Source organism: Bradyrhizobium ingae, from assembly GCF_055791185.1.
The window spans coordinates 28,671-46,564 of record NZ_JBVUBB010000014.1; the positions used below are offsets into that span (position 1 = coordinate 28,671).

General features: G+C 55.8%; 16 protein-coding genes. 5 read left to right on the plus strand and 11 right to left on the minus strand.

Features of this window, described 5'->3' with window-relative positions:
- The first annotated feature begins 1,428 nt into the window (after nt 1-1,428).
- The 3 genes from ACV1FX_RS20930 to ACV1FX_RS20940 all read left to right on the plus strand — a co-directional run bounded on the left by ACV1FX_RS20930 (nt 1,429) and on the right by ACV1FX_RS20940 (nt 4,514).
- Nucleotides 1,429-2,697 carry an extracellular solute-binding protein gene (locus tag ACV1FX_RS20930; protein WP_473119447.1) on the plus strand — a complete coding sequence of 423 codons (1,269 nt, stop codon included), beginning with the start codon at nt 1,429-1,431 and terminating at the stop codon, nt 2,695-2,697.
- A gap of 44 nt (nt 2,698-2,741) precedes the next feature.
- Complete coding sequence (locus tag ACV1FX_RS20935) at nt 2,742-3,257, plus strand: HIT family protein (RefSeq protein WP_473119448.1); 516 nt, start codon at nt 2,742-2,744, stop codon at nt 3,255-3,257.
- A 108-nt stretch (nt 3,258-3,365) separates the two neighbouring features.
- Nucleotides 3,366-4,514, plus strand: coding sequence for a lipase family protein (locus tag ACV1FX_RS20940; RefSeq protein ID WP_473119449.1), 1,149 nt, complete (start codon nt 3,366-3,368; stop codon nt 4,512-4,514).
- 8 nt (nt 4,515-4,522) lie between these two features.
- Here the strand turns inward: ACV1FX_RS20940 and ACV1FX_RS20945 are convergent, their stop codons facing one another.
- The 11 genes from ACV1FX_RS20945 to aepX all read right to left on the minus strand — a co-directional run bounded on the left by ACV1FX_RS20945 (nt 4,523) and on the right by aepX (nt 14,908).
- Nucleotides 4,523-5,188: a class I SAM-dependent methyltransferase gene (locus ACV1FX_RS20945; RefSeq protein ID WP_473119450.1), complete on the minus strand. Its 666-nt coding sequence runs from the start codon at nt 5,186-5,188 to the stop codon at nt 4,523-4,525.
- Between the two features lie 182 nt (nt 5,189-5,370).
- Entirely contained in the window at nt 5,371-6,366 is a 996-nt protein-coding gene (locus ACV1FX_RS20950) for a succinylglutamate desuccinylase/aspartoacylase family protein (RefSeq protein WP_473119451.1), read from the minus strand.
- Nucleotides 6,367-6,897: 531 nt separating this feature from the next.
- Nucleotides 6,898-7,140: a hypothetical protein gene (locus tag ACV1FX_RS20955; RefSeq protein WP_473119452.1), complete on the minus strand. Its 243-nt coding sequence runs from the start codon at nt 7,138-7,140 to the stop codon at nt 6,898-6,900.
- A 25-nt stretch (nt 7,141-7,165) separates the two neighbouring features.
- On the minus strand, nt 7,166-8,296 hold the full coding sequence (locus ACV1FX_RS20960; protein ID WP_473119453.1) for an aminotransferase-like domain-containing protein: 1,131 nt from the start codon (nt 8,294-8,296) through the stop codon (nt 7,166-7,168).
- A 25-nt stretch (nt 8,297-8,321) separates the two neighbouring features.
- The gene (locus ACV1FX_RS20965; protein WP_473119454.1) at nt 8,322-8,942 is read right to left on the minus strand and encodes a CDP-alcohol phosphatidyltransferase family protein; all 621 of its coding nucleotides are present in this window, start codon (nt 8,940-8,942) and stop codon (nt 8,322-8,324) included.
- Entirely contained in the window at nt 8,939-9,754 is an 816-nt protein-coding gene (locus ACV1FX_RS20970) for a phosphocholine cytidylyltransferase family protein (RefSeq protein WP_473119455.1), read from the minus strand. Before ACV1FX_RS20970 ends, ACV1FX_RS20965 begins: the two co-directional genes overlap by 4 nt.
- A gap of 20 nt (nt 9,755-9,774) precedes the next feature.
- Nucleotides 9,775-10,980 (minus strand): pyridoxal phosphate-dependent aminotransferase, encoded by a 1,206-nt coding sequence (locus ACV1FX_RS20975; RefSeq protein ID WP_473119456.1) that lies wholly within the window; start codon nt 10,978-10,980, stop codon nt 9,775-9,777.
- Between the two features lie 830 nt (nt 10,981-11,810).
- Nucleotides 11,811-12,596 carry an NAD(P)/FAD-dependent oxidoreductase gene (locus ACV1FX_RS20980; protein ID WP_473119544.1) on the minus strand — a complete coding sequence of 262 codons (786 nt, stop codon included), beginning with the start codon at nt 12,594-12,596 and terminating at the stop codon, nt 11,811-11,813.
- A gap of 37 nt (nt 12,597-12,633) precedes the next feature.
- A complete protein-coding gene (locus ACV1FX_RS20985; RefSeq protein WP_473119457.1) occupies nt 12,634-13,425 on the minus strand; it encodes an IS5 family transposase in 792 nt (263 codons plus the stop codon).
- Nucleotides 13,426-13,452: 27 nt separating this feature from the next.
- Complete coding sequence (locus ACV1FX_RS20990) at nt 13,453-13,794, minus strand: FAD-dependent oxidoreductase (protein WP_473119458.1); 342 nt, start codon at nt 13,792-13,794, stop codon at nt 13,453-13,455.
- A gap of 256 nt (nt 13,795-14,050) precedes the next feature.
- Entirely contained in the window at nt 14,051-14,908 is an 858-nt protein-coding gene (gene aepX, locus ACV1FX_RS20995; RefSeq protein WP_473119545.1) for a phosphoenolpyruvate mutase, read from the minus strand.
- An 849-nt stretch (nt 14,909-15,757) separates the two neighbouring features.
- Between aepX and tssA the strand changes: the two genes are divergently transcribed.
- A complete protein-coding gene (gene tssA / locus ACV1FX_RS21000; protein ID WP_473119459.1) occupies nt 15,758-17,365 on the plus strand; it encodes a type VI secretion system protein TssA in 1,608 nt (535 codons plus the stop codon).
- 34 nt (nt 17,366-17,399) lie between these two features.
- The gene (gene tssB / locus ACV1FX_RS21005) at nt 17,400-17,891 is read left to right on the plus strand and encodes a type VI secretion system contractile sheath small subunit (protein ID WP_473119460.1); all 492 of its coding nucleotides are present in this window, start codon (nt 17,400-17,402) and stop codon (nt 17,889-17,891) included.
- Nucleotides 17,892-17,894 lie beyond the last annotated feature (3 nt).

A 17,894-nucleotide genomic window follows, 5' to 3' on the forward strand; every position in this document is an offset into this window, starting at 1 on the left:
TATTCCGGAAGTGGGCCGAGAGCGGTGCATTCGCTCTCCATTGGAGGGCCTACGGGCTCCACCATGGTCTTCCCAGCATCATCAATGACTGGCCTGCGCAAGGGCCATCTGGTGGTAGCCAACGGCTGGTGTCTCAGGCACGTTCCCGCTATCCCACTCTTCGGGTCATTAGATTGAGGCATCACCAACCGTAGATTGAGGCATCACCAACCGTCCTGGTGGGAACGCCTACAGAGACGCGGACGCGGGGAAACGAGCCCCGAAAAGCGCGCCTGCCGAGAAACGGTAACATCGACGTCGATCTCGACGACGTGTTGACAATCGATAATCCCGGCGAGCTCTCCTTGCCAGAGACCAATTCTTCGAGGGCTCTTCCGTAACATTGGCATTTGGATTGGTGGTGTCTAACAACGATGACGGCCAATCTTGGCGTTTCGCGTTAGACCTATCGCTGCGATCATCGGTTACGGTTAGGCTTCATCGATGACAGATCGATAATGAGCTGTTCCTAAGCGGAGCAAGCAAGCTAACGCGCGTGAAGCGCCCCTAGGCGCAATCACTCGGCTCCTTCTAAGAGCGCGTTAGCGGTACAGCCTTCCGCACCAATTTCCCGCTTGTACCGTTTATGTCAACGTTCTGCCATCGTGGCGACACCATCCTGTCACTCGAAAGAATGCATTTAATACACGCGAACTTCACAATCTCGCCTTTCCGAAACGCGAGAGCCTGATTTAAATGCTGCCGAGGTGATAAGTGGTGCGCCCGTTGAAAATCTTAGCAAATCAGTCGGTTTCGATCTCGGAGCTCGAGGGCGTTTCACTTAACGTAGGTAATGACAAGCTCGTCACTCTGCTAGGCCCATCAAGCTCGGGAGGTATGTGGCTGGCAGCGTTGGCTGGGCTGACGATGCGGCTTCGATCGGCTCGGTGGCCGGTGGACCTTATGAGGCCGAAGCAGCGCCGCGTGGCGATGACGTTCCAGTCGCAGGTGCTCTCGCCATGGATGATGCCGCTACACACCCACGCATTTTCGGCTAGCAGACCGGCCTCTTAAATAGCTATGCGACGATCGGCCTCTCCTTCGTGGTCTCACCCTTTGGCATCCTTTGCTTCAGCAGTTCTTCAAGGCGGTCACCATGCGGGAGGGCATGGTGACAATCGCGGCTATCGCCACTTCGATCTACTCCGTTCGTTTCTGCGGAAACAACATCTCCTAACGGACGTACACAACCTTATACCGCACTTCGTCGCTGGTGCGGCTTTGAAGAACAAGAAGATAGCAGCGGCGACTACGCCTCCCTACAAGCGCCACAGATCTCGTTGTCCTGCCACTTCTCCTCGCCTTCCGAGCTGCCTGGCACCCCCGAGACGACTGGGGCGCGGCACTAGCAAATAATAAGCCTGCTTATTCAACGAACAGGAGTCAAAGTTGCGCACGACCGCCATGACGCTTGCCAGCGCTCTATCGATTCTTTGCACTATCAACAGTGCGAGCTCGGAGCAGATTTCTCTTCGAGTAGGATACGCCTTCCCGTCTCGAGATGCCGTCTACCGAGAGAAGATCGCTAATGAGTTCATGCGTCGCCATTCGGATGTCCGGATTAAGCTGGAATCCAACGCCGTTGATTGTCCGGCATTGCTGCAGCAGACCTTGCTCTCCTCGATGACAAACGACTTGCCGGACGTTGTCGCGTCGGTTTGCTATCCGGATATGCGTGTCCTCGCCAGGCGGGGGATCGTGTCGCCCCTTAACGATTTCATTTCTAAGGACAAGTCGTGGAACGATGTGGGCTTGGCCCCTGCCACGTTAGGCACAGTGCAGTCAGACGGCAACACGATCGCCCTTCCAGAGAGCATATCAACCCAAATCGTATACTACAATATGTCTATCATCCGGAAAGCCCGCCCAGATCTCAAAGATCTGCCTGAGAGCTGGGACGACATTTTAGCTCTGGCGCACGACGTCAGCGAAAAATACAAACATTCAATGCCGATATTCTTCGAATATTACCCTGACAACTACAACTGGTCTTTTAACGGCCTAGTCTACAGCTTCGGCGGCGATGTCTTCGACGAAAAAGGCAATATCGCATTTGATAGCCCTGCCGGTATGCGTGCTCTCAACGTTTTGCAACGCATCGGCAAGGCCGGAATGGTTGACATCAGCACCGAGCAAGCGCGCCAGGCATTTGCCTCTGGCAATATCGCAATCTACGTGGCTTCGAATTCACTATTGAACCGTCTCACTGCCATCGCACAGGATAAGTTTGACGTCCGTACCGGTCCGTTTCCTCAATCGGCGCTCGATGGAAAACTTCAGTCGGGGGGCGGTGGCCTCGTGATGACTACCAAAGATGCGGTAAAGCAAAAAGCAGCGTGGGAATACATGAAATTCGCCGTTGGACCGGAGGCGCAAACTATAATGGCGACCAATACTGGTTTGACTCCGGTAAATACGAAAGCCATAAGCTCGCATGAGTTTCTCGGCGAATTCTATAAAGCGAGACCAAATTACTTAGTTGCGATCGAGCAGCTGCCAAGAATAAAGAGCGTCAACGTTTATCCGGGCGAAAATGGGCCGAGGATTGCGACGATCATAAGAGATAACCTTCAGAGCATCGTCACGCTTAAGCGCTCACCTGAAATGGTGATGCCTGACATGGTGCGCGACGTAACGAATCTCCTACCGAAGAAGTAACTGAACGCCAGATCAAGAGTTGCAACCTAAAAAGGGAAATAGCAATGCCCGGGACACTGATCTCAGCCAAAGAGGCGATGAAGCATATCGATGGAGCTGACGAGCGTTGTTTCGTTGCAGAACTCGGTACTGGATACGTAAGTCTCGCCAAGGATCGCCAGTACTTTCGTGGGTACTCTTTCTTTTCAAGCAAGTATCTAGCGAAAGAACTACACGAACTACCCCATCATTTTGCCGCGCGCCATCTGGTCGAAATGTCCATTGTAACGGAGGCGGTACAAACTTCGTTCAATGCGAGAAAAATGAACGTTGCGTTCTTCGGGAATAACTTTCCGCACGTACATTGGAATATCATACCGCGATACGGCACGGACCCATTGCCTGAAGATGCCATCTGGAGCATTGATCGCAAAATTGTGGAGAGCATACAACCATCCGACGATGATTTGTTGCGCATCCGAGATCAACTTAAGTCCGGGATAAAGACGCTTGCTCAGCGGCATGGAATTGAGGCGTCGTTTGAATATGAGCCTCAACCTAAGAGGCTTAGCTGCGCGTAAATCAGTCTTCCCGCATCGATATCTCTTATCTTGCCGACCTCGAGCTGCCACTCGCAGATCGAGCATCTTTCGGCGCGGGCTATTCGCTTACATTCGTTGGAGGAAGATGTGAGTTATTCGGGAGCAAAAGGAACGAGATTTCGTCTCTATCCAGGTGAAGAACTCATCGCAATTGGCCGTCACAGGCTTCTGACCTATTTTCGTGCCCCTCGAGTTTCTCACCAGCCGCTTGTGATATTCGTTCCCGGTGCGGGGCATCTGGGTCGAATTTCCCATGGTTACCCGCAAGCCACGCCATCAGATTTTTTGGCGCATTGGTTGGAAGCCTTGGGATATGGGATGCTCGCGGTTTCCTATCCAAGAGATGAAGGAAATCGCCAGGGCGACTCCGGCGACTTGACCATCAGGGAGTGGGGCGAACTAACCGCGATCGCTGCAAACCGTGTAATCGAGACTTATGCGTTGAGACGAAACGTTATAGCCTGCGCCTGGAGCATGGGTGGACGAATTGCCAGATCTCTAAATATGGCGCTTTCCGCCAAATCGCTTCAACTCGAGGCCTTTATTTCGCTTGCCGCAACGCCGCCGATCCCTGGCTTGGCTCCTCTCGATCCCGCAACTGTCAATGTTCGATGTTCGGGCTACTTAGATTTTGGCGCTCCTGTGAAGAGCGGAGCTAGAACCTACGCGGATTTGTGGGAAGAAGATTTGAGATTCCAAGACGCTCAAGAAGGCAGGGTAATTATTCCCGCGTCAGTGTATAGAGAGGAGTTTTTGACGGAAACACCTGTGTCCATCCGCGGAGAAAGTGACAGGTTCGCCGATGGTCGCTTATATAAGTCCTTGGTTGACGCGGCATCTGATATGGGCACATTCAATTTCCCTGAGTGGCCTATTGTAGGCGCAATCGTTCCAAATTCTCCTCGAGATGCCGTGCATGTCTTAGCCGATAAGGCGCGGTGGACGTTCTTTAATACGCAGAAAATTCTTGCTGATTGGCTGACTCCGTCATTCGACTTTAGCGCGTTGCATCCGGAGAACTGGCAGAGACTCTGCGAAATTGTACTTGGCGTCGGCAATACCCTGACAGAACATGTTCCGGGAAATCATTTCTTCTTTGTCGGCGAAAGCGGTGCTCGGCAGACCGCGCAGTCCATCTTTCGACTCGTTCAAGCGTCCTCGCGCTTAAAGAAAGCGATATCTGAACTCGTCGACCCATCAGTAATGGCACACGAGCAAAGACGTTCCATGTCGTAAGTCTTGAACTACCCACGTAGCCGAACCGTCCAGGCTCGAGTTCTCCAGCGTGTAGTCACGGAACAGGGGCCAACGAGCTCAACTAGCTCAGAAAGCAATCTATCCCATAAATCACTACCGGCTAAAGCAGAGACGTAATTTGAGGACCGCCAGAATTCAATGTATCGAAGAGCCGTCATTTCAATCGCGTCGATACTTTCCATATAAGAGTTGTTATCAAAGCGCGGATCGTTGATGAGATCGATCATCAAGCCTTCGACCACTTCATCGAGATTTGGTAGTGTCGGGACCGAGCGTCTAAACAGTTCAAGCGTTGATCTTTGAATGCCTTCAGTCGTTACGTCGTTCATCAGGCAGATCGCAGAAAAATGGCCCTGCCGACGAAGCAATCGCAGGGCTTCCTTTAGTGTCTGCTCCGTGTCGACAAGATGATAGCCATTTCCGATAACGATCCAATCGACCGAGTCTTGCGGCAAGCCCGTGGCTTCCGCTCGTTTGAGCAGAAAATCGAAACTCCCGGTGCCGTTCCCCAGCCGGATTGCTTCATCGCGCATTGCTGCGTTCGGCTCGATTGCGTAGCCCGACGAGCCCGCGTCAGCGAGCGCTTTGGTAAGTATCCCTGTCCCGGCAGCAAGTTCGACAACCACAGGGTGCTCTTTGTCTTTCGCGGTCATATGCCGGATGCTCTCGACAACCCGGCCAGAGTACGGTACCCGAGCGCTATAGTGACGTGCGCACGGTGAGAAATCCGTTTGCTTAATAGCTCCAACTGACATCCTTTGATCTCCGATGATGATCTTTCCGCTCCAAGCGGGCAAAGGTCCACACAGCAGACGGGTTCACCCAGTTTCTCTGTCTATGCCCAGTCGACTCCGAGCTTAAACAGGCCATCACCTTGCATCGTCGGCACAGGAAGACGCCTGCACAATATTTTGCCCGATCGAGAAAACCGGATCTCGGTTGGTGAGCGCCAGGGTGCCTCGATATTGTGAATCCACCCTGCAAGTTGATCGGCCAAGACCTCGTCTCCTGGTTTGACCGCGGGTTGGAAGAATCCGGACTCCGGCGCACAAACAGTTTCAGAGATCGGCAGACGTCGAACAAAGATCGTTTCCCTGTCGCATTCCGGAGGCGGCTCTCGTAGAATATCTAGATAGGCGAGTACTCGTAAGATCCCGTCCGTTAGAATGCGCAGCGCATCAATGTTGATGGTCGAGCCTCCGCCAAGCTCTGCGGCTATGACTGAAATTCCGGCACGTTCACATGCGGCAAAGAGACTTCCCGCCTTGTGATCTTGTTCGTCTTGAACGAAGGTAATTGGCATTCCAAATATCCGGGCGAGTTTAACGAACGTTTCCCGCTGCGTTGTCTCGCGCACGCGTGGAAGCATCGCGCAGCACGCATATTCGGTGTTGTGTCCTCCTGAGTGTGTATCGACAACGAGTGAAGCTCTGGGTAGCAAGGCGGTTTCGATAAAATGGGCGAGGATTTGTGTAGGCTTTCCGGTTGGTGACCCAGGGAAAGCGATATTTAGATTCCCATCATCAAATGGGGAAACGCGCGATCCCGCACGGACTGCGGGACCGTTCAAGCCGGGGACAACGATGACTTGACCACTTACCGCTCGGCTCTTTAGCTCCTGCGATAGCACTCGAAGTGCGATCTGGCCCTCGTACTCGTCGCCATGGCAGCCGCCAAGCAATAATGCGCAAGGACCCTTTCCATTCTTGATCGAGATCACGGGTATTGCAGTCCAGCCGAAAGCACTTCGGTTTGTTGAGATGGGAACGCGGATAAGCCCGGAGTGATAGCCATCCGTGACGAGATCTGTCGTTAAGACCGCGGTGTTCATCTTTGGAGAACTCCGATTATTGTTTTGTCGCAAATGTCACTTTGGTCACGTGAGGCTGACGCAGTAGGCCGTCCTACGAATATCGCCCAACTAGTGCAGTCAGCCTTTCGGTAACGGCTTGCTTGCCAATCGTCGATGCGGATCGTTGAGCGAGGCTGGGAAGAGAAGCACGGCGCCACGAAGTCGGAAACGTTCATATCAAAATCCAAAATCCGATGCCGAATGTTCACGTTTTCGAACCTGGGGTCGGCACGGAGTTCGTTGTCAAGATCGATCGTTGGATACGTTTCTAGCTCAGGTGGTGAAAGTGCATCGGCCCCGGTGGCACGCTGGAATGCACTGTTCGACTTACTCATGACATTCGGAAAGTGCGGGACTGTCCCAGTAGCGGTGTCGATTGTGAATGAGCACCGAGAGTCCGCCTGAAAGCGACGTGCGCGCAACCTTGTTGTAAGGCGCGGGCCTATCATACCGATGGGCCGCTCAGCGGTCGCGATGGCAGACGCAGACCTTTCCGGCATTGGCAACTGCTCAGCAGGCGCAATACGGAGGGTGATTTGCAGGCGCGAGGTGTGCCGACTTGAAAGCAACGTCGGTCATGTCGGTGTTCAGATCACCAATATTGGGCTCGCCGTCGAGGGACTTGCTGGTGACGTGATCAATGATGACGCTTGCGACATCAGTGGAATGGCTGGGCTTATAACGGTCGTAGTTTGTGCCCTTGCCAGCGAATTCGGACCAAGCGGTTTCAAAATTCGGAAAGGTGGTTTTCATCGAAATGCTCCCGAATCTCCGTAAGCTATGCGTTGATAACGTCGCTTACGATCGTGAGACCCTTACGGAGTTCGTCCTCATTGGCGGCTACCCCGAGACCTATTCGAAATCTTGTATCACCCAGAGAGGAGTCAACAGCGAAGGAATCGCCGGCTCCGACGACAACACCTTGTTGCTTCAAAGCTTGGACGAAATCAGCGAGCTTGAGGCCGGCGGGCAGTTTGATCCAAATGTGGTAACTTGCTGGATCGATTTCGAATGCGCTGCGGAGCGCCTGCTCGGCGATACTGCGTCGGGTTTGGGTTTCGGCGCGCACCGAATTTAGAATCTCAGCAGCTAAGCCGGTCGACAGCCAATGGGTAGCAATTTCCGCTACCAGAGGTGCGATCATCCAATTCGTCGTTCTAACCCCGGGCCAAAACACCTTCTGTATCGTCGATGGACTTGGACCCGCAACGTAGGCAGCCCGAAGCTGACAGGCCAAGGATTTACTGAGACCCGAGATGTACCAACTGCGTTCAGGTGCGAATGTGGAGAGGGGGGGAGGGGCGTTTTGCGGCAGAACGCCATAAATGTCGTCTTCGAAAATCGAAAGATCATGACGGCGCGCTATCTTTGCTATTTTGTCCCGCCTCGCCTCGCTCATGATCGCCGACGTTGGATTGTGAAGGGTAGGCATGCAGTATAGCGCACGTGCGTTCCCTTTGAACTCCGTGCACGCTTCATCAAGACTTTCAGGCTCCATCCCCTCCGCGTCAATCGAGACGCCAAACAACGTCACTCCAAACAGGCGCGAGAGCGGTTTGATCGCTGGATAGGTAAGTGCCTCCGTAAGGAGGACGCCGCCCGGTTTAACAAAATACGCTACCAACATAGCGAGGATGCTCTGCGTGCCGTTAGCGAGCACTATTCGGTCGGGATCCGGCGTTCCCCTAACTCGCCGTGCAAGCCAGTTGGCAGCGGCCTTTCGATCTTCAGCCGTGCCGGTAAAGCGGGGAAATCGAATGGCGTCTGCAACATTTGTGTTCGTAAGGTATGAAAAGGACTCCTGTATTGCATTTTGGACAACCGGAATCGGAGGGGGAAAATTCCGGCTGAAGTCGATGAGTGGTGCTGTGTCCTGGGAAACTTCTGTAACGTTCGGGAGATCGTGCATTGTCCGCTCCATCTACAACGATTGCTTAGCCGGATATTCCCGCGGCGCGCGCAAGCGCGAACGAACCGGCTATTGCAATGGCAGTCGCGATCGGCACCGCTCTTCCACGAATGGCAGGGACGCGGATGGCTGTGGTTACGTGCAACAGTGCGAGTATGATGAAGGCTGCCGCAACAATCGTTGGAAAGAGATCGGCTGGTAGTGGCGGGCGCGCAAGCAGTAGAATAGCTAGAAGTGGTGTGTCGTACGAAACCGGAATGCCGTAAAATCGCGCGTCCGGCGTAAGCCCCACATTTTCGAAATAGCTGAGCCTGATGGCGCCTGCTAAAATGAGAATCAAGCTCGCGATCAGCGACAAGGCAGTTCCGTCACTGATCAGCATAATCACCGCAGCCGGGAAAATGACACCGTGAAGGAAGTCGGCGAAACCATCGAAGCTCTTTCCGAACTCGGGCACGCCTCGAGGGCGACGGTGGCCCGTTTTGCGCGCAACGTGCCCGTCCCAATGATCCAGAGACCACGTCCAGAGCATTGCCGCAACGCCGAGCTCTATCTTGCGGTTTAAGGCCAAGAACAGCCCGATGACAGCAAACAGATAGGCGAGAGCGGTGATGGAATTTGCATAGTCACGCAGATACCCGATCACCGGCTTGCTCCCGTCAGCGAGATGGAACTTGCCGGGGGAAGTGAACGGCCGATTGGCAGTGCGAAGATCTGCTCCGCCAGGCGCAGATCATCTTCGCTATCGATCTCGAACCAGCGGGTATCGCTGCAATCCGCCGCTGAAAGCTGTAGCTTGCGCTTCTCGACAAGAAGCGCGAGGATCTGCTCAACATAGGCTGTAGGATGACCGCTTTCCACAGCCCGGTGCAGCGCAGGCACCAGCTGTTCGCGCGAGGTCTCTGCAGAAACGCGCATCAGGTTAACGGTCTTGAAGAGCCCCCTGGCCTGAGCCTCATCGGGCGCTTGGTTCATGATGAACGTGACGACGGAACCGTCGTCAGCAAGCTCGACGGCGGAACCACTCATGGCTGCCTTGAATGCCGCTACAGCCGCCACGCTCTGCTTGGTAGATGAGACCGTTCGAAGTGTTCTTTCGAGGACTTCTCGCTCGAAAAATACGTCGCCTTCGAGGAAGACAGTGTCGCCAGCAAGCATTGTATCTCGTGCTAGCCATAGGGAATAGGCGCTGCCGGTCCGATCAAAGATGGGATTGTGCACATACTCGATGTCGACATTTTCAAATCGAAGGCCGCAGGACTGTTCTATAGCTTCCTCGCGATAACCCACAACGATCGTTGCTTCGCGAACTCCGAGCTCGGACAACTGATGAAGCGCGTTGTGCAGCATGGGGATGCCGTTAACCTCCACAAGCGGTTTCGGAACGAATTCCGTGTGGGGGCGCAGCCTTGAGCCCATTCCTGCGGCAAGGATCACGGCCCGTGTACCATTGAGCATTTAAGAATCTCCGGTGAGGTTCAGGCCGCATGCCCGGCCTTCAAGTTGTTGAGGGACTGGACCAGGCGTTTCAGTCCCGCTTCCAATAGATCTGGGGGAGCGCCAAACGAGAGCCGCAGCCCGTTCACGTCGCCAAAGGTTCTCCCGGCAACGGATCCCACGCCGTTTTCCTCCAGGAGCAATCGTGCAACGTCGTCGGTCGATCGAAGGGAGCCGCTAGCCGGCAGAGCGGAGATCAGCCTACTCAGATCAAGATAAAAGAAGAATGAGCCTTTCGCCTCCGGCGTGGCCACGTTATGCAGCCCAGTCAGAATGAGAAGGCCCGCGTTACGAGCGGAGGATAGGCGATGGTGCATCCTTCGTTCAAAGCTGCCGTCACCGACTTGAAGATGGTGCAGGATCGCGTGTTGGGCGATTACACTGGCATTCGAGGTCGTATGGCTCTGCAGCTTCTTGGCTGCGGAAACGATCTCCGAGGGGGCTGCGAAATAACCCAGACGCCAACCGGTGACCGCCAGCTCCTTGGAGAAGGCGTTGACCAGGATCGTCCGTGAATGCACGCGCGGGTGCGCCATAACAATCGACTCATGGCGCTCACCCGTGAATACGAAACGGGAGTAAGATTCGTCGGAAACGATCCAGAGCTGATAGTTGATTGCAAGATCACCAATAGCTTGTAGAGTCGTTCGATCATAGACTGCGCCGGTCGGATTGTTCGGCGAGTTGATGATAATGGCTTTCGTGAGCGGTGTGACAGCGGCGCGAATTGCAACGATATCTGGAATATATGTCGGGGGGCGCGCATCAACGAACACGGGCTTTGCGCCGGCGAGAAGAACTTGAGACGGGAATGTCGGCCAGAAGGGACGAATGACGATGACCTCGTCACCCGGATCGAGGATGGCTAAGGCCGCATCGAGTAGTCCTTGTTTTGCACCGGCAGTGATAACGATGTTATCCGTACTCCAGTCGATGCCTGTCTCCGCCGATAGCTTTTTGGCGACAGCCCTGCGAAGTGGCGTCAGACCGATGGAATCGGTGTAGCGGTTCGTTCCGGCATTGATCGCGGCAATCGCTCCTACGCGTACGGATGATGGTGGTTCGATAATGACTTCGCCGGCCGCCAGATCGATGATTTTACGGCCGGTTGCGGCAGCTATCATAGTTGCCTCACGGGCGGCTGCCGTGCCCGAACCTGAAAGCAAGGACATCCGTTGCGCCAACATGTGCGCTTCTCCTGAGCCAATTGTTGAGTTTGTTAGGGCGATCCCAATCGCTTCGGCGGCGGTGCACGACCTGCTTCTGCGGATGTCACTCTTTCGTTCGATTAGCGCGTCGTAGCTAGATAGCACTTAAGCTATGCATCGAGATCGGCGACCTCTTCATCTGCGTCGCGCTGAGGAGCCACTCATGCGCTTGCATGCGTAAGGAGAGGACGCGGTTCGAGCAGGCCTGAGAATGCAATATCTTGGAACCGAGGAGCAGCCCGCGCATCGATCACGACCGTCGGTAAGAAGTTGTGAGTGAGGTAGCATGCTGACCTCCTTGCAGCTGACGTCGGTGCCCAGCCCGATACTCATCCGTCATATGCTTGACGTGCTTCCGTCATTAGATCAATTACTAACGTTGGTAGTTGACCCGAGCCAGACGGTTTGTAAGTCGTTACAGGATTGAGGGTGGGGGGTGCGGCTTTTACGATGCTCGCGGTCGACGGACGTCTCGACTTGTTATTTGTATGTATGTCGGTGCGCAGGGCATGCCGCAACCCGTTGTCGACAGCGCCGCCGCCGACTCACCAGCAATTGGAGCGCCATGCGGTGACATCGGATATGGTCAACCTGGAGAATGGGTAATGGGGCATTCTGGCCAGCGGCGTGAGTTTATCCGCCAATGCGCTGCCGGAGAAGGAATATCGTCTCGCCCGTTAGCGCCCACAACTACACCAGTTTCTTCAATCAGGCTTCTATGAGGTGGCAAGACTTAGCGCGCGGCGCGCGCCGCGCCAGAATACGCCCAAGAGTCCCATTTACATAGATTTAATGACTATGGGCAGGAACTAGTGGATACTTGACATTCTGTTTTGATCTGGGGGCGGATTGAAGCGCTCGGGTCGAAAGGCGCCAAGCGGCTCACATGACGCTTCCCTTACAATTTCCCTGGTGAGCAGTAGTGCGACATATGGAGCGATGGTGACGCCTGCGTGCTTAACCGCAATGAATATCTGCTCCTGACCAGATAGGCGCCCGACGATGGGGTAGCCATCTTTGGGAACGGGACGGGTTCCTCTCCGCGCGGTAATGGATTTCCCAAAGGAGGGCTCTTTGAGCTCGCCCGCTACTAAGGAGATATTTTGTCCGGCAGCCTTGACCTCTGCACCGGAGTCGCGGGCACCTGTGGGATCGTCGGCATTGCCGATGATGAGAGAAGAAGGCCCATTTGTCCGGAAGTGAACATGATTGGCAAAGACGACGTGCTGGATCGGGGGGCCGAAATACTGTATCTGCGTAAGCGACTCGGGGGACTCATGAACCAATGGCGCGCACTCGAGATCTTCAAGCAGGGAGTTGATTCCGATGCCGCTGGCCAGCACGACTGCGTCGACAAGATAGCAAGTACGATTGGTCCAGACCACGACGCCTTGGTTGAGGGGCTCTATCTTTGTGCATCTTTCGAAGATCGAGTGGGCGAGCCCGGTAGCGACGGCAGCGTCTATCATGCGCTTTGTGAAACGAACAGAATCGAGCCATCCCTCTTCAGGAACCCGGACAATAACTTCGGGAGGCCCCACGATGTTCAGATTAGGTTCAAGGCTCAATGCATCATTTCGTGATAGGTACTCTATGCTCCTTCCTAGAGGTTGTTAGGAACCAGCAGCGAGTTTAGCGACGTTTTTTGAGCATGATGCATGCGAAGGCGATGAGGTGGAGGTCGGCGAGGGTCTGAGCGCATCGCTCGTAGTCTTTGACAAGTCTTCGGAAGCGTGTGGCCCACGCGAAGGATCGTTCGACGACCCATCGCCTGGGGAGCAGCACGAAGCCTCGTTTGGCCTCCGACAGCTTTATGACCTCGAGGGCAATGCCGTGTTCTGCAGCCGCCGTTGCAGGCTTGTTGCCTGTGTAGCCCTGGTGAACGAAGGCGACTTCAACGCTCTGACCAGTCTCTGCCTGAATCGTCTTGGCGATCCGGCCAATCTCGGCGCGATCGTCGGTGTTGGCGGGCGTGACATGCAGCGCCAGAAGATGGCCGAGCGTATCGACCGCCAGATGCAGCTTCGAACCTTTCTTGCGCTTGGCTCCGTCGTAGGCGCCGCGGGCTCCACTCTCGGGCGTCGAGCGCAGAGTTCGACTGTCGATGATGGCGGCGGTCGGCTGCGCGGGTCGTCCAGCCGCAAGGCGCAGGATGACGCGCAGATCCTCGGCCAGGGCTTCAAAGCAACCCGCGCGCAACCACCGCTGCGCCTGTTGATAAACGATCTCCCACGGCGGCAAATCGTTCGGCATCCAGCGCCACGGCGCGCCGGTCTTCACGATATAGCGCAGGCCGTTGAACACCTCGCGAAGCGCGTGCGTCCGCTGCGAGGCGTCCTCGGGCAAAAGTGTCAGATACGGCGCAACAAGCGCCCACTCGTCATCGGAAACGTCAGAAGGATAAGGCTCGCGGGGAATCGACATTCCGCAAACCTCAACACCTATGGTTAATCAGTCCCTAACAGCCTCTAGTCCCTCGGCTATACTGGCTGCACGAAGTAGCTTCTTGTTTTGTGCGGATTTGGTTGACCAACGCAATGTGCCAGTTGCCCTAATGGCGTCTGACAGACCAATGTGGCGTGCAAGTTCCACGTGGTAGTCAACGGCTTCTGAGCTGAACTGCATGTATTCTGATGTCGCCCCGACTAAGAAGTTTAGGCACGCAAAACTTGATCTGGTCGCTCCAGTGCCGGGGACGGCCCCATCAAATAACAGTACCGTCGTTTCGTTTTCGACGAAATGAAGCACGAGCGATGCGCCCATAATCCCGGCTCCGATAACAGCGACCAACATCGATTTCTCTCTCTCAGTCTGCCAGGCGCTCGTTGGAGGAGATGCTATTATTAAAAAAGGTCGCTGCCACGAGTGACGAGGCTTCCTACTGTATGTCGACGCACTGGACGGCCAATGCTAATTGGGGCGGTTTCTGGAGCTTCGTCGGGTTGAGATCTAGAACTTTACGGTCGAAACAATGACAACACCTGCCGATTTGGCGGGCAGCCCCGCGAGCTTCCTTCCAAAGAGCGAACTTATCCGGCACAACCTTGCGTCAGGGGAGGCGAAGATATCGCGCTTCGGCGCGGGCGAGCTCGTCGTACTTCAACAAATCGAACACCTCGTCGAGCGTCGCGATGTGTGGCTCAATGGCTTCAGTACATTCCTCCGCGCTAACGCGACCGCAGACATGCCGCATTGCCGTTATCGCAGCTCGCATGGAGTGATTGGCCCATATCACGGTTGAGATGCCAGCATCACGATATGCAGAGACCGGTGTTCGATAGTATTTCGTCGGAACGATCACGACGGGCAGCCGGTCCTGCCAGGCACTTACAAATGAGAGGACTTCGTCGGCGGTGCTCTTTCGCGAGTGAATGAGGATCGCGTCTGCTCCAGCAGCGGCGTAAGCGTGAGCTCTCAAAAGCGCTTCGTCCATTCCAAAGCCAGCGATCAACGCCTCGACTCGAGCCACGAGGACAAGGTCTTTCCCAACTGTATCCTTCACTGCCCGAAGACGGCCGGAGAATTCATTGACATCGGCGAGGGGATGCCGCTCGCCGACAAATGAGTTCATCTTCGGAAAACAGCTGTCTTCGAGCGCGACGCCGGCTGCGCCACGCTGACGGAGCTTGCGCGCCAAGAGGCGGGCGTTATTGAAGTTCCCAAAGCCGCCGTCGCCGTCAACGAGCACAGGAAGCTCGGTCGAGTCCACGATCCGCTCGACTACGTCGACGAACTGGCTCCATGAAGCTTCGTTGGCATCGCGGTAGCCGAGAGAGGTGGCAATCGACAGGCCCGACGCCCAGAGACCTTTGAATCCTGCGCGCTTGGCGATCGCGCCGGAGAGTCCGTCATGCGCTTCCATGAGGAACGAGAGCTCGCTATTGGAGCAGACCAGAGCGCGCAGCAATTCTACGGACGACGAAGCAGCCGATCGGCGAGGTCCATTATCGAATACATATTGTGGTTGATGTTGCATGTCGAAATCCTTGCAGGTCACGTTGGACCTACCGACGTTCATCAAACGACAGGTGACACGCTTCTGTCATGTAGATCAATTGCTAGCGTTGGTAGTTGACTGAGGCGCAAAAATGTTATGTCGCGGTCGAGTTGATGCAGGTCGTCGCGAATGGTCCTGACAATCATGAAGCCTGGATCGTTAGTGGCAGAATTCGAAAGAAACGTATCGATCGGTTGTCAATTTGTCCGCCGGGTCTGTCGTCGCTGTTCTAATGTCCGATCGTGGTAGCCCTCGAGTCGTTGGAGCGTCGGCCCGGGCGCTAAGCCCTTAGGTTCCTCGCATTGTAGGACCCTTCGGGTTGCTCGAGCCGATCGGCTGGTCAAGTTAACGCGATGGCTGTCGCCGTCGACCTGGATCACGATGCGCGTTAAGTTGCACAATGGGTGCCGTGAATCAGTGCTTCAGTAGCAAACCAGAAGGCAGGGATTCTCGAGTGAGCTCAATAGCCCCTCTGGGCAAGGACCGGAGAGATCACGCGTTTCTGTTGCGGGCTGTCGAAGTTGCGACAGGCTATCGGGCCCGACACGTCAGCTTGAGCAGATATTCTTACAAATCAAGCACTCAGCAATTGGCACGAGCCTTGAAGGACGGATGTCATCCAGTATCGCCTCCATACCGAGTCGGAGTGATGACTTACAAGATTAGCGCTTCTCAGTTCACCGGACGCCGCGGGTATGAATTCGACCGCTCCAAAGTCGCTATGCGCCTCGATGCGCGTCCGCGCACGAGTTTTTCACCGTGACCGAACTCACGGACATAGCGGTTCGTGCCGCCTCCGATGCGCGCGCGCTCTACGGCGCCGCGCCTGTGCCGGGCGCCGTGCCTGCTGGCGCTGACGTCCGTGATGCGGCCGACTTTGAGCAGCTCGAAGCCGAGGTGCGGCGTATGGATGCTGACGGACCAGCCGCGGTCGATTGGCGGAAAGTCTGTAAGCTGTCGCTTCATATTCTGGCGAACAAGTCAAAAGACATTCTGATTGCCTGTTGGGCTGTCTATAGTCTCTTTCGCATCGAGGGATATCAGGGTCTTGCCGTGGGATTAGAAATCTTGCGCGGCATGGTGGACGTACATTGGGAGGGACTCTATCCCCCGATCAAGCGGGAACGTGCTCGGGTTGGAGCGGTCGATTGGCTCGTTGGTCGCCTTGGGCCGGCTGTGGCCGAAACTGCGGCGACTGAAGCCGATTATCCGGCGGTGCTTGCCGCCTATGAAGCGCTTGAAGATCTCGATCGCCAGTTCGGCGAGAAATTGGCCAACCAGCACGTTGCCTTGGGCGAGCTTTTCCGGGCGCTGAAGCCGCATTACGAGGAAGCCAAACGCACGGCCGCCGAGGCCGCGGATCGCATGGCCGACGCGGTGGGTGCTGCCGAGGAGACCTCGGCCGCGCCGGCGAAAACTGGGCCCCCGGCTGATGGGCCTCAACCTGCGCTACCACCTCTGGCGGTCCTGGGCGGCGTCGATGGCGACTGGGCCAACTTTGCGGAGCGTTTGCCGGATATGCTCCGGCAGGCAGCCGCCGCCATGCGCCTCGCCTCGCCGGCAAACTCGAAGGCCTATCTGCTCAATCGCGTCGGCTCGTGGATGCGTTTTGACGTGCTCCCGCCCGATTCGGGGGGGCGCACCGAGATATTTCCGCCCGCCGATAGCATCGTCGCGTTAGAGGCAAAGGTGGTGGCCGGTCAGCACGCCGATGTCGTGAATTTGGCCGAAGAGATCGCCTGGACGGGACCGTTCTGGCTCGACGCTCACCGGCATGCAGCCGAGGCGCTGGAGCAAATGGGGCTGTCATTTGAGACGGCGGCCACGGTGGTACGCGGAGCGGTGACCATGCTGGTTACACGCTATCCGCGGATCTTGGAGTGTCATTTCAACAACGGCAGGCCGTTTGCAGATGACGAAACGCGTGCCTGGGCCGCAGCAGTGATAGACGCGACGGCGGGCCCTGATCCCGTTGAGGAAGCGGTCGCCGATGCATACAAGCTCATCGGCGGCGGGCAGCCGCAGGCGGCGCTGGAGAGGCTGTCGCGTGCGCTGGATGGCGCGATCTGCGAGCGAGCGCGTTTCGTCGGCCAGCTTGCGCAAGCACGTTTCTGCATCGAGACAGGATTCGTCACGACCGCCGTCCCGCTGCTAGAACACATTGAAGGGGTTGTCGCTAAGCGCGAACTGGAAAGTTGGGAGCCCGCGCTTGCGCTTGAGGCTGCTGAACTGCGCTTCCGCGCAATGACCCATTCTGAGTCGCAACAGATGATCGACGAGCCTCGCCGTCGCCTCGCGCTGGAGCAGATCCGTACCCGAGCAGCACGGATCGACATCGCGCGGGCGAGCCGCCTCGGTCGCGGCTGAGTTCGTCAAACCCAAGGGATTAATGGGAGCTCGTATGTCACAGGAAAGCTCGGTCGCTCCGAAGGAGCGCGTCAATATCCGCTTCAAGCCGGCAACCGGCAACCTCAAGGAGGATGTCGAGTTGCCGCTCAAGCTGATGGTTTTGGGCGACTTCACCGGACGGGTCGATGATTGTCCCATTGAGGACAGAGAACTCGTCGATATCAACAAGGACAACTTTAACGAGGTCGTCAAAGGTAAGGAACTGAGCCTTGACATTTTGGCTGAGAACAAGCTCGACGAATCGCCTGAGGCCGCCAAGCTGTCAGTAACGCTGAAGTTTGAGAGCCTGAAGGATTTTGAGCCCGAGCGTGTCGCGCAACAAATCTCCGAAGTTCGAGCGTTGACCGAATTGCGCGCGGCCCTGATCGCTCTAAAAAGCCCACTCGGCAATGTACCGAACTTCCGTAAAGCCATCCAGAACTTGCTCGAAGATGACGGCGCTAGGCCGCGGCTACTTGGCGAGCTCACCAGCAAACCGGAGTAAGCA

What these genes read in the sequence shown, in the direction of transcription:
- ACV1FX_RS20960 (WP_473119453.1), bottom strand. Translation starts at nt 8,296, where the DNA reads ATGCACGATCTCCCGAACGTTACAGAAGTTTCCCAGGACACAGCACCA.
- tssB (WP_473119460.1), top strand. Translation starts at nt 17,400, where the DNA reads ATGTCACAGGAAAGCTCGGTCGCTCCGAAGGAGCGCGTCAATATCCGC.
- ACV1FX_RS20945 (WP_473119450.1), bottom strand. Translation starts at nt 5,188, where the DNA reads ATGACCGCGAAAGACAAAGAGCACCCTGTGGTTGTCGAACTTGCTGCC.
- ACV1FX_RS20990 (WP_473119458.1), bottom strand. Translation starts at nt 13,794, where the DNA reads ATGTTGGTCGCTGTTATCGGAGCCGGGATTATGGGCGCATCGCTCGTG.
- ACV1FX_RS20975 (WP_473119456.1), bottom strand. Translation starts at nt 10,980, where the DNA reads ATGTTGGCGCAACGGATGTCCTTGCTTTCAGGTTCGGGCACGGCAGCC.
- ACV1FX_RS20950 (WP_473119451.1), bottom strand. Translation starts at nt 6,366, where the DNA reads ATGAACACCGCGGTCTTAACGACAGATCTCGTCACGGATGGCTATCAC.
- ACV1FX_RS20985 (WP_473119457.1), bottom strand. Translation starts at nt 13,425, where the DNA reads ATGTCGATTCCCCGCGAGCCTTATCCTTCTGACGTTTCCGATGACGAG.
- ACV1FX_RS20970 (WP_473119455.1), bottom strand. Translation starts at nt 9,754, where the DNA reads ATGCTCAATGGTACACGGGCCGTGATCCTTGCCGCAGGAATGGGCTCA.
- ACV1FX_RS20935 (WP_473119448.1), top strand. Translation starts at nt 2,742, where the DNA reads ATGCCCGGGACACTGATCTCAGCCAAAGAGGCGATGAAGCATATCGAT.
- ACV1FX_RS20955 (WP_473119452.1), bottom strand. Translation starts at nt 7,140, where the DNA reads ATGAAAACCACCTTTCCGAATTTTGAAACCGCTTGGTCCGAATTCGCT.